This is a genomic window from Anaerosphaera multitolerans (genome assembly GCF_004006535.1).
Lineage (GTDB): Bacteria > Bacillota > Clostridia > Tissierellales > Peptoniphilaceae > Anaerosphaera > Anaerosphaera multitolerans.
The window spans coordinates 126860-139431 of the sequence record NZ_RLIH01000005.1; the positions used below are offsets into that span (position 1 = coordinate 126860).

Here is a 12572-nt window from a genome sequence, read left to right on the forward strand (position 1 = left end):
CCTTATTCAGTAACTTCCGCATTTTCAAATATTTTTGAATCTTCTTTAATTTCCAATTTATCTGCGGTATTTTTATTTACAATTCTCGTAATATCCTTAGAAAACACCACAGGTATATCTCCTACATTCTCTCCGTTTTTAATTTGTTCTGCTATTTTAGCAGCCTCTTCGCCAAGCTTTTCATAGTCTATTCCATCGCTCATTAAAATACCATTTTCTACAGGTCCGCCTTCACTGGCAAAAGAAGGTATTTTATTTTTAATTAGCTCTTCGGAAATTATATTAGCTGAAGAAGATGCTAAATTATCTAAAATCGCCACATAGGAATCTATCTTTTTAGTTAAGGACTGCATAGCTTGAGGAACATCATTAGTGGTGTTAACACCTATTTCCACAAGTTCCATTCCTAAATCAGTTGTTATTTCTTTTAGTTCATTAACTTGGCTTTCCGAATTAGTTTCACCTGTAGAGTATAGTACTCCCAAACTTTTTGATTCCGGAAAAGCTTCTAAAAAGTTTTCCAATTGAGTCCTTATGGAAAAATAATCTGAAACACCTGTTACAATTCCTCCCGGCTTTTCATTTGAAGCAACTAGTTCTGCCTTTACAGGATCTGTTACTGCATTAAATACTATTGGAGTATTTTCAACTGCATTCATTGCTCCTTGAGCCGCAGGAGTTGCTATGGCATAGATTAAGTCCACTCCATCTGATTCAAATTTTTTAGCACTTGTAGGAATTAAACTTATATCCCCTTGAACATTTACAATATCATATTCCAAATTAAAACCATCTTCTTCCAATTGTTTAATAAATCCCTCTCTAGCTCTATCAAGTGCAACGTGTTGGCTAAATTGTATAATTCCAACCTTAATAGTGTTGTCATCTGTACTTCCATTTTTTGAACCACAAGCTGTAAGTAACAAAGCCAAACTCATCACTATAACTATTAATCTTTTTTTCATCTTTTTCCTCCTGATTTAAATAATAAAAAAAGTCCTTCCCCCTTAGTTTCCTAAGGGGCGAAAGACTTGACTTACGCGGTACCACCCTAATTTATAATCAAATAAAAGATTACCTCATTCAGGATCAACAAATCCTTATCCTTCGTTAACGGGGGCTTCCGTATCTACCTACTATAATTCAATAGATAAGCTCAGAAGTGTATATTACAAAACTGTTTAGTGCCAGATCTCACCAACCCTGACTCTCTTTAAATAAACCTTGTTTTCTTTCTCTTCTGCATTGCTTTTATTAAATTAATTGAATTATAGTATATCAAAAATTTAAAGTCAAGAGAAATATTTAATTATTATTTTACAAATTCAGCATTTTCAAAAATTTCATGATTCAAATCTAAATTAAGAGCCTTTGCTGTAGTTTCATTTACTTTTTTTGAATTATATTCGTTATACTCCACCGGTAGGTTCCCAATAGATTCACCCTTTAAAATCTTTATTGCCATTCTTGCAGCCTGTGCTCCATGACTTCTGTAGTTCACACCTTCACTCATTAAAAGACCGTTTGTAACCTGTCCTTCTTCTGCTGAAATACTTGGAATTCCATATTTCAAAAGATTTTCAGACACTATTGGCGCTGCACTTGCAACTGTATTATCAGTAAGGGCAAATAAAGCGTCAATTTTATTTGATAAAGAAGCAATAGCCTGTGGTATATCATTTATTGTACTAACTCCCACCATTTCAAGCCCCAATCCTTTTTGCTCCAGTATTTCTTTTAATTCTTCAACTTGTACTTCAGAATTTTGTTCTCCCGAATTGTAAAGTACTCCAAAAGTTCTTACCTCAGGATATAACTTTAAAAATTCATCTATTTGATTTGAAGCATCTATATAATCTGAAATTCCTGTTACATTACCACCAGGATTTTCAATGGACTCTACTAATTCCGCTTTTACAGGATCCGTTACTGCTGAAAATACTATTGGAATATCCTTCACTTTATTCTTAGCTCCTTGAGCTGCAGGAGTGGCTATGGCATAAATTAAATCCACGTCTTCATCCTTCATTTTTTCAGGTATTACTGTTGTTAATGAAATATCTCCATTTTCATTTTTATCTATATATTCAACTTCTATTCCGTTTTTTTCCATCTCTTCTATAAAGCCCTCTCTTGCTTCATCAAGGGATATATGATCCATATACTTTATAATTCCGATTTTATAAACTTCATCTTGAGAAGTAGTTTCTATATTCTCATTGTTTTTCCCAGAACAGCCTACTAGAAGTAAAGTAACTAACAACAAACCTATCAATTTCTTTTTCATACTTTTTCCTCCTTAAAATAAAAAAAACTTCATCCATATAGGACGAAGTTATTCGCGGTACCACCTAATTTTATAATCAAAAGATTACCTCAATTCAGAATCAATAAATTCCTAGCCTGAATAACGGTGGCATCCGTGACAGCTTACTAAATTTCCACTATCAAGCTCAAAAGTGAATATTACACATCTATTTCCATATCGGCTTTCACCACACCCGACTCTCTAAAATGGTCTTCAATGTCTTTCTCTTTATCAAAGCTTTTATAATTTTTAATATCATACTTCTAAATATGTTAATTGTCAAGAGATTTTTTGATTTTTGTAAAATCCTCTCATATTATTTATAGTTTAAATATGGTAACATAAAATATATTATAGATAGGAGTGTTGAAATGAAAGATTTCAAAGGTTTAAACTTAAAAATGATAGAGGAAGCCAAATTTAGAATTGAAAATTATACTAATAAAACGCCTTTAATTCAATCTATTTATCTTTCATCTGAAAATCAAAATGTATTTTTTAAACTGGAAACAGTTCAAGAGATAAAGGCATTTAAAATTAGAGGTGCATTAAATAAAATGTTCTCTTTAAATGAAATTGAAACAAAATCAGGCGTTGCCACTATATCCTCCGGTAACCACGGAGCATCAGTAGCCTATGGCGCAAAACTGTTGGGAATAGAAAGAGCTGTTATTATTGTTCCTAAAAATACCAGTGAGGCTAAAATAAATAAAATAAAATTCTTCGGCGGCGAGATACTGCTTATGGGAGATAACTATGATGAAGCTCATCAATTGGGAATGAAGTATATTAATGAAAATAATTTAACTCTAATAGATTCCTATTATAATGATCCCTACATCTATGCCGGTCAAGGCACTATGGTTTTAGAAATACTGGAGCAGAATAGAACTATTGACACTATTTTAGCTCCTCTGGGTGGAGGAGGATTAGTCGGCGGTATATGTATTGCTGCAAAACAAAGTAATCCAAATATAAAAGTATATGGAGTTCAAACTGAAGCTTGTCCTGCTATGAAAAAATCTTTGGAGGATAATTTCTGCTATGAAAGCTTTTCTTCTGAAGATTCCATTTGTGAATCTTTAATAGGAGGAGTAGGCCCTCTCGCCTTTGAAATATGTAAAAAATATTTAGACGATGTACTATTGGTCTCGGAAGATGACATAAGAAAAGCAACTGCCTATATGGGATTAAAGGAACTTATGATAGTTGAACCTTCAAGTGCCACGGTAGTTGCTGCATTTAATAAATATAAAAATTCCCTTAAAGGAAAAAATATAGCCTTGATTTTATCGGGAGCAAATCCAAATGCAAAATTAATTTTAGACATTTTTAATGAATATAAAAATGAATTTTAAATAAACTCAAATATTTGAGTTTATTCTTTTATACATAGCTGCAAATTTCCTTTTATGTTCTGATACCCTATGCATATATTCAATTTTTTCAGCCACTTCCTCCTCAACTTTCTCTCCCTTAATATGGGCATCTAACTGCTCATAACTAAAACCCATTTCCATTTCATCAGTTTGATTTTCCCAAAGACCTGCTGAAGGTTTTTTATCAATTATCTGCTGTGGAATATTTAATTCTCTTGCCATGGCAAAAATGTCCTCCTTTAAAAAATCCACTAAAGGAAGAATGTCCACGCCGCTATCTCCGTTTTTAGTATAATACCCAATGTAAAATTCAGAGGCATTTGACGATCCACATACTAGATACCCTCTATCTTGAGCATAATAATAAAGAGTTGTCATTCTAAGTCTGGGCTTTATATTGGACTTAGCCATTCTATTTTCACTTGTAAAGGAATCTCTTAAAAGAGTCCTGTAAGTTTCTGTTAAGTCAACCTTTTCTATTTCTAAATCTAAAGATTTTGCCACTAGTCTTGCATCCTCTTCATCTTCTTTTAAACTTTCACAGGGCATAATTAAGCCTAATGAATTTCCCGGAAATGCCCTTTTAGCGAGTCCAGCTATCACCGCAGAATCAATCCCGCCGGACAATCCGAAAACAAGTCCTCTTGAACCCGTTTCTTCGACTTTTTCTTTTAACCAATTAACAATTGGATCTATCATATTAATCCTCCACTTTAACAACTTTAATAAACTATCTTCCCTTTTAAAACTGGCAAATCCACCAATTCCAAAATTTTTATTTCAACAGTTCCTCCCGTTTCTTCCATTAAATCACTTTTAAGTTCTTTATTTCCAACTTTATTATGAACTATTATTTCAACCTTATCTGTATAAATTTCATCTAAAATTTTGTATCCTTTTTTTATTAAAATATTTGTTATTGAACCATGAAAAGTATAGTCATACTTTATGGAAGTTTTTTCAAAAGTAAACATTTCAACTACTATTCCGCTATCTATGGCAATTTTCGCAGACTTTGTATATGCTCTTACTAACCCCCCGGCTCCAAGCATAATTCCACCAAAATATCTTGTTCCAATTACCAATACATTGGTTAAATTTTCTTTTTTTAGCACTTCAAGCATTGGAATCCCCGCTGTACCTGATGGTTCACCATCGTCATTATACTTTTGTATTAATTTTTTTTCACCTATAATATATGCACTACAATTATGAGTGGCATCTCTATGTTTTTTCTTTATTTCATCTATTTTATTTAAAGCTTCTTCTTCACTTTCCACTTTAAAAGCATAACCTATAAATTTAGATTTCCTTTCAATAAACTCATCATATCCATCTTTTAATATTGTCTTATACATCTGAAATCACATACCTTTTAAATCTATTATACTCCTCAATGGATAAAGTAACAGTTAATTGAACTCCATCATCTAAATATTCCAAGTGCTCAGACTTATGATTGTCCAGTACTTCCGATAATACGCTGGAGTCTTCATATCCTATTTTCATTTTCACTTTCTTTAATTTCACAGGCAAACTCTCACTTATTATCTTTAAAAGATTATCTAAATTTTCTCCGTTTTTAGCTGATATAAAGACTTTTTCCCCTCCTATTTTAGGAGATACTAAAGTTTCGGAAATATTTACTTTATCACTTTTATTAAATACATTTACAACTTTTTCAAGATCCACCTCTAAATCCTTTAAAATTTTCATAGTGGTTTTATATTGAATCTCCATGTCCTCACTTGAAACATCTATAACATGTAAAATCAAATCAGAATATTTTATTTCTTCAAGAGTAGATTTAAATGCCTCTATTAACTTTGTCGGTAATTTTGACACAAAACCCACCGTATCAGAGACAATATATTCTCTTCCATCTGGAAGTTGTGCTCTTCTTGAATTTGGATCTAAAGTTGCAAATAGCATATTTTCAACAAAGACTTCTTTTGAATCACTTATTTTAAGTCTATTTAATAAGGTGGATTTGCCCGCATTAGTATAGCCTACAAGAGAAACTATGGGAATTTTGTTCTCCATTCTTCTGCTTCTGGTCAACTCTCTATTTTTTTGAGCTTTCTTCAATTTCCTTTTAATAGTATCGATTTCTCTTAAAAGTCTTCTTCTGTCTGTTTCAATTATCTGCTCTCCTGGTCCACGCGTACCTATTCCCCCACCGGTTCTGGACCAGCCATCTATTCCTATAAGTCTAGGCAGCTGATAATTTAACTGAGCAAGTTGAACCTGTAGTTTTCCCTCATAGGTAGTAGCTCTAAGGGCAAAAATATCAAGAATTAAGTTTGTTCTATCTAAAACTTTTATTTTTCTATCAAATTTTTCAAAATTATTAAATACATCTTCTAAGTTTCTCAGCTGTACCCCTGATAACTCATCGTTAAAAACCACTGCATTAGCTTCTAACTTTGGAATCATATCTTTAATTTCATTAACCTTACCTGAACCAATTAAAAATTTCGGAGAAAATTTTTCCAAATTCTGTGTTATTTCTCCAACTACCTCCGCACCATCAGCTTTTACCAATTCAACTAATTCAGACATAGAAGATTCTAAACTATGAGGATATGCACCTAAATCCGTTCCTACAATTATTACTCTTTCTTTTACATTTTCTTTTATCATTTCCATATACTTATTATACAAATAAGTTCAAAGGGTTTCAAATTATATTTAGACCGCCTAATTAGCTATTTCTAGTAATTAGATTTATAAAATGGTATAATTGTCTTCGGAGGTAATCATGGAAAAGATAAAAAAATTAGACAAAAAAGACAAGTTAAAACTTGTTTCATTGATCTTCTTAATATTTCTTACTTTAATTGGAACTTTTGTAGCTTCAATTATATTAAGTATACTTTCAGAAACTCCTAATACCGACTTTAAAGATTTAACGAGCAGCTTTGATCAAACCTCTTATATATACGATAGAGATGGCAAGCTTCTTGAAAAAATCGAATCAGTAGAATACAGAACTTTGGTCCCTTTGGAAAAAGTTCCTGAGGATTTAAAAAATGCCTTTGTGGCAATTGAAGACCAAAGATTTTTTAACCATAAAGGTGTGGACATTAGAGGAATTTTAGGAGCTGTTTTAGACAATATATCAGCAGGTAAAGTTGTCAGAGGAGGCTCTACAATAACTCAACAACTTGTAAAAAACGTATACTTAACCAATGTGCAAAGTTTAAGTAGAAAAATTCAAGAGGCGTATATGTCCCTACATTTGGAAACTGTATTAAATAAAGATGAGATATTAGAAGCCTATTTAAATAGAATTAACTTAGGTCAGGGAGCCTATGGAGTAGAGGCCGCTGCCCAAACATATTTCTCAAAAGATGTACAAGATCTAAATCTGGCTCAATGTGCACTTTTGGCAGGAATAGCAAAATCTCCTACTATTTATCCACCTTTTAAGAGAATTCCAAAGGATTCCTACAATAATGAACCCTTTATAGCTACTAGAGACGTCAACGGAGAGCAAATGTACTTAATCCTAAATACTAAAGCTTTTGAAAGACAGGAAATCGTATTAAATAAAATGCTTGAACTTAATTATATTGATGAAAAGCAATACAAGGAGGCAATGTCCTTTGATACTTTAGCTTCTCTTAATCCCGGAATTAAAAAATTTCATAGTATGAGTAGCTATTCAACTGACTATATTAAAGCTGAAGCATCAAGACTTTTAGCTGAACATTATAATATTTCTGCCGATGAAGCAGAACACAAGTTATTTACCGGCGGTTACAAAGTTTACTCCTCTATTGATGAGGAAATACAAAGAAGTTTAGAAGATATTTATTCCGATTTTCCTAGCTTTTTAAATAATAATACCTCTTCTAATCAGGGGGCTTACGGGTTGTCAATTTCTAAAGATTCAGATGACAACATTATAGATGACAACGGAGAAATAGTTTATTTCAAAAGAGATAATTTCTTTGATGAAGACTTTAATTTCACTATAGATTCCGACAATTACAATTTAAATTCCAAAGGTGACCTTTCAATTAGTAGAAAACTTTTTAATACTGCAAGTAAAAGGTTAGATATAATTGACCTTTATGAAATCAATGACAATAAAAATTTGCAGACTTATAATATAGGTTTCTTAAATTTACCTGATGAAGCCTTTCAGGAAAAAAATGATTATATTATAATTGATCACAATTATTTTAAAAACAATGGTGATTTTTACAAAATAGATGATGAAAGTAACTTAATAATATCTAAAGAATATTATTCCTATGAAAGTGAGCCTACTTTACAACCGCAATCTTCCTCCATTGTAATTGAAAATGATACCGGCTATGTAAAAGCTATTGTTGGCGGATTGGACATTAATAACAAGGCGGCTAAAATTTTTAATAGAGCTACTGATTCTGTTAGATCTCCAGGCTCGCTTTTAAAACCTTTAGTATACTTAACAGCTCTTGAAAATCAATATACTTTGGGAAGCGTTACTGATGAAGTCCCAATTTATAACAATGATGGTGAAATGTGGCCTATAAATGATTATAAGGGTTTTAAAGGATTGTTGACTATTAGAATGGCTTTGGAAAATAATTCCAGTGTTGTACCTGTGAAAATTGCCGAAAATCTCGGAATTGATAAAATAAAAAGCACTTATTCTGATTTAGGTATTATAAATGATGATAAACCTTTAAAGGACAACTTTGTCAGTCAAAAAGAAAACAAAGAAAAAAATGATGAAAACTTTAACAGTCTAGTTCTTGGAAATATGGAAAGAGGAATAACTAACATTCAAGCCGCTTCTTCCTATAGAACTATTGCTTCCAAAGGTGATACTAAGCAGATCAGTTCTGTTATCAAAATAGAAGATGCCAACGGAACTGAAATAGTAAACAACTATAATCTTTCAAGTGCAGATCAAAAGTTTGACCCCATTAATTGTTACTTAATTGAAGATGCCCTTAGATCTAATGTGACTAGAGGCTTTGCTAAAGGAGCAAAACTTAAAAATATTGATACTGCCGGCGAAATTGGAATAAATGAAGAAAATTCCGATTTATGGTTTACAGGATTTAATTCAAAATATACTATTTCCACTTGGATGGGTTGTGATTCTCCAAAAGTTAAACTAAATGCGGAACCTAAAATCATGGCACTGTTATTTAGAAATATATCCTCCAAGTCAAGTTCGGATATAGAGTTTAAAAAATTTGAAAAATCTGATGAAATAGTTGAAAAATATATCTGTCAAAAAAGCGGAAACTTAGGTTCAACACTTTGTGAAGAGGCCGGAGAGGGCTATGTGGAAATGTTTAAAAAAGGTACTGAACCCACTAAGTATTGCAAGCAGCATGAAAAACTTTTAATCTGTAATGAAAGCAGCAGATTAGCAGGAGAATATTGTCCTAAAGAAGATGTCGAATATAAGATACTCTTTGAAAGAGAAGGTTCCTATAAAGCGTCGGAACATTCCAATTTATACCCTGACGATTATGAATATTTTCCTAAACTCTATTGCAATGTCCACTCTGAAGAATGGTATGAAAAAGAAAGTAATAATTAAAAATTTGGTGATAATATGAACTCTAAACTTTTAGAATCTATGGGCTTAAAAAATTATATTGCAAACGCAAAATATAATTTTAAATATGAAAATTCTAAAGATAAAATTAAAGATTATATGAATTCCTTTTTAATAGAAATTAACTTAAAACCATCAATTATTTATACAGCTAGACAAATTCATAGTAACAAGGTGGCTGTTGCTGAAAAGGGAGAGGACTTTATCTACGGAAAAATTATTTTTGATGTAGACGGTTTGCTTACAGATAAGAGTAAAACGGCACTGTTAATAAAATTTGCCGACTGCACACCAGTAGTGTTATTTGATGCGGTAAATAAAGTTCAAGTAAGTCTTCACTCAGGCTGGAGAGGAACTTCAACTAAAATAAGCCAAGTTGCCATTAATAAGTTAGTTAAAGATTACGGTTCTAAAAGAGAAAATATCTTTGCTTTCATTGGACCTACTATTGATTCTGAATTATATGAAGTTGGAAGTGAGGTTTATGATGCTTTTTCCTCATTTAAAAGTCGTGATGATTTCTTTTCTAGGAAAAATGAGGAGAAGTTTAATTTAAATTTAAAGGCAGCTAATTTATCTCTACTTTTGGAATATGGAATCCCTATGGAAAATATTGAAGTTTCTAAAGATTTCACATTTTCAAATAATTCTTTTCACTCTGCTAGAAGAGATGGAATCAATTATGGATTAAATGCAATTATCACCATGATAGTTTAAAAATAAAAAAATCTCCTGATCAAAGATCAAGAGATTTTTTTATTCATCATATTTTTTTAATATCTCCATAAACTCTTCACCGGTTATGGTTTCTTTTTGTAATAGATAATTTGAAATTTCATGCATAGCATCTATATTTTCCCTAATTATGTTAATTGCCTTTTCATGTGCCTGCTCTACAATTTTTTGAACTTCATCATCTATTTTCTTGGCTGTCTCCGGTGAAACGTTTAGCGAGGTATCTCCTCCAAGATATGGATTTATTACTGACTCCATAGCTACAAATCCGAATTCTTCACTCATTCCAAATCTTGTAACCATAGCTCTCGCAAGTTTTGTAGCCTGCTCAATATCATTTGATGCTCCTGTGGTTCTAATTGAAAATATCAACTCTTCAGCTGAACGCCCACCAGTTAAGGTAACTATTTTATTAAACAAGTCTTCTCGACTCATAAGGAATTTCTCTTCCTCATCTACCTGCATAGTGTAACCCAAAGCTCCACTGGTTCTCGGAACTATAGTTATTTTATGAACAGGCGCTGAATTTGTCTGTTTAGCAGCAACAATTGCATGCCCTACTTCGTGGTAAGCAATAATTTCCTTTTCCTTTGGAGATATAACCGCATTTTTCTTTTCATATCCGGCCAGTACCACTTCCACAGATTCTTCAATATCTCTTTGAGTCATACTGTCTCGACCTTCTCTAACTGCTCTTAAAGCCGCCTCGTTAATCATATTGGCAAGATCTGCTCCACTTGCTCCTGCTGTTGCTCTAGCAACGGCATTGTAATCAATATCCGGATCCTTCTTAATTCTTTCAGCGTGAACTTTTAAAATCGCTTCACGACCTAACAAGTCCGGAAGCTCAACTGGAACTCTTCTATCAAATCTACCAGGCCTTAAAAGAGCCGGATCTAAAGATTCAGGTCTGTTAGTAGCCGCTAAAATAACTACCCCGTCATTTCCTTCAAAACCATCCATCTCAGAAAGCAATTGATTTAAAGTCTGTTCTCTTTCATCATTACCTGAGAGTCCGGAACCATCACGCTTTTTCCCAATAGTGTCTATTTCATCTATAAAGACTATACATGGGGCTTTTTCATGGGCCTGCTTAAATAAATCTCTTACCTTCGCAGCTCCTAACCCAACAAACATCTCTACAAATTCTGAACCTGATATTGAAAAGAAAGGAACCTTTGCTTCTCCTGCAACTGCTTTAGCCAGTAAAGTCTTACCCGTTCCCGGAGGTCCTACTAGCAAAGCACCTTTTGGTAGTTTAGCTCCTATAGCACTGTATTTTTTTGGATTGTGAAGAAAATCTACAATCTCCGTCAACTGCTCTTTAGCCTCATCTTGACCTGCTACATTTTTAAAAGTAATTCCATCTGTTGATTCCACATAAATTTTAGCATTGGATTTACCAAAACTCATTGGACCAACTCCGCCACCGTCTCCCATTTTTTTAGTTAAAATCTTAGATAAGAAGTACCAAAGTGCAAAAAGCATTATAAAAGTACTTAACATCTGTAAGATAATGGAGAGAAAAGGATTCATCGGTTCAGTAAATTCCATTTTATATTCAGCATTGGTCGCATCTAATTTATCTACTATAGCCAAATCTTCAAGAACTCTTGCCGCTTTATATTTTTTAACCTCACCTTTGGAGTCTTCTGCTTCAAATTCTACTTTTTTATCAAATATAGTGACGTTTTTAATTCTTCCTTCTTTAACAGCTTTACTAAATTCACTATATCCAGTTTCTATAACCTCTTCGGTACCTCTAAGTTTTGTGTTATAAGATGCAAAAGGTACGGCAAAGATCAAAATTATAGCAACTATATAATATATGAGTTTTAATTTATCTCCATCTTTTCTTTTGTTGTCTTTCGCCAATCATTATCACTTCCTTTCAATTAAATAAAAATTATACTATAGTTTTAATTGATATAATAGTATAATCTATAAATACCCTATTATAAATCCAAACCATCATTTGTAAATTTTACAAGGAGAGTTGATTATGAATAATTATAAAAAAGTATTTTCCACCCTATCTATTTTGTTTGTATTTACACTTATTTTTACAGCATGTTCCAAAGAAAATAAATTAGAGTCCACTAGTAATAATACCACAGAAAAGGCAAATTATAAAATAACTTTATACTATCCTACTGAAGATTACATTGTTAATGGAAATGAAGAAAATAAGTTTGAAAGTCTAAGAGATATTGTCTTTGATTCCACTGATGAAATATTTGAAGTTCTTATAGATGATTTAAAGGAAGCTCCAAAGGACACAGATAACGGTAAGTACTATCCTGCCATTCCTAAAAAAATTCAAGTTAATTCCATTAAAGTAGAAGATAGTACCGCCTATGTGGACTTTAATTCCGAAAATCTTTCAGGTGGAAGCTTAGACGAAAATATTTTAATAAATACACTTTTTTTTACTTTAACTTCACTTACTGAAAATGAGAAACCTTTAGTTGATGGTGTTCTATTTACCGTTGACGGTGAGGAAGTTCAATCTTTAATGGGACATTTTGACGTAAGTAAAAGAATTGAATCTGAAATATAAAATGACACCTCGCGGTGTCAT

10 protein-coding genes and 2 other annotated features are annotated in these 12572 nt (G+C 32.3%); of the genes, 4 read left to right on the forward strand and 6 right to left on the reverse strand.

Translation table 11 applies throughout. The features are described 5' to 3' along the window. Nucleotides 1-2 precede the first annotated feature (2 nt). On the reverse strand, nt 3-965 hold the full coding sequence (locus EF514_RS05215) for an ABC transporter substrate-binding protein (protein WP_127724373.1): 963 nt from the start codon (nt 963-965) through the stop codon (nt 3-5). 50 nt (nt 966-1015) lie between these two features. Further along, nucleotides 1016-1255, reverse strand: a binding site (T-box leader). 57 nt (nt 1256-1312) lie between these two features. Continuing rightward, nucleotides 1313-2287, reverse strand: coding sequence for an ABC transporter substrate-binding protein (locus EF514_RS05220; RefSeq protein ID WP_127724374.1), 975 nt, complete (start codon nt 2285-2287; stop codon nt 1313-1315). Nucleotides 2288-2322: 35 nt separating this feature from the next. Then, nucleotides 2323-2552 (reverse strand) — a binding site (T-box leader). 127 nt (nt 2553-2679) lie between these two features. Between EF514_RS05220 and EF514_RS05225 the strand changes: the two genes are divergently transcribed. Continuing rightward, a complete protein-coding gene (locus tag EF514_RS05225) occupies nt 2680-3666 on the forward strand; it encodes a threonine ammonia-lyase (protein WP_127724375.1) in 987 nt (328 codons plus the stop codon). A gap of 6 nt (nt 3667-3672) precedes the next feature. Here EF514_RS05225 and nadE read toward each other — a convergent pair whose 3' ends face one another. Genes nadE through hflX form a run of 3 tightly spaced genes read right to left on the reverse strand, consistent with a single transcriptional unit; the run spans nt 3673 to nt 6336 of the window. Next, entirely contained in the window at nt 3673-4386 is a 714-nt protein-coding gene (nadE, locus tag EF514_RS05230) for an NAD(+) synthase (RefSeq protein ID WP_127724376.1), read from the reverse strand. A 23-nt stretch (nt 4387-4409) separates the two neighbouring features. Then, the gene (locus EF514_RS05235; RefSeq protein ID WP_127724377.1) at nt 4410-5045 is read right to left on the reverse strand and encodes a YigZ family protein; all 636 of its coding nucleotides are present in this window, start codon (nt 5043-5045) and stop codon (nt 4410-4412) included. Next, on the reverse strand, nt 5038-6336 hold the full coding sequence (hflX, locus tag EF514_RS05240) for a GTPase HflX (RefSeq protein ID WP_205666373.1): 1299 nt from the start codon (nt 6334-6336) through the stop codon (nt 5038-5040). Before hflX ends, EF514_RS05235 begins: the two co-directional genes overlap by 8 nt. 112 nt (nt 6337-6448) lie before the next feature. Between hflX and EF514_RS05245 the strand changes: the two genes are divergently transcribed. Both EF514_RS05245 and EF514_RS05250 read left to right on the forward strand, forming a co-directional pair. Beyond that, entirely contained in the window at nt 6449-9238 is a 2790-nt protein-coding gene (locus EF514_RS05245; RefSeq protein WP_127724379.1) for a transglycosylase domain-containing protein, read from the forward strand. Nucleotides 9239-9253: 15 nt separating this feature from the next. After that, on the forward strand, nt 9254-9973 hold the full coding sequence (locus EF514_RS05250) for a purine nucleoside phosphorylase YfiH/LACC1 family protein (protein ID WP_127724380.1): 720 nt from the start codon (nt 9254-9256) through the stop codon (nt 9971-9973). A gap of 39 nt (nt 9974-10012) precedes the next feature. Here EF514_RS05250 and ftsH read toward each other — a convergent pair whose 3' ends face one another. Then, the gene (gene ftsH, locus EF514_RS05255; protein ID WP_127724381.1) at nt 10013-11866 is read right to left on the reverse strand and encodes an ATP-dependent zinc metalloprotease FtsH; all 1854 of its coding nucleotides are present in this window, start codon (nt 11864-11866) and stop codon (nt 10013-10015) included. A gap of 127 nt (nt 11867-11993) precedes the next feature. On the opposite strand from ftsH, the gene EF514_RS05260 reads away from it, so the two are divergent. Beyond that, on the forward strand, nt 11994-12551 hold the full coding sequence (locus tag EF514_RS05260; RefSeq protein ID WP_127724382.1) for a GerMN domain-containing protein: 558 nt from the start codon (nt 11994-11996) through the stop codon (nt 12549-12551). The last annotated feature ends 21 nt before the right edge of the window (nt 12552-12572 follow it).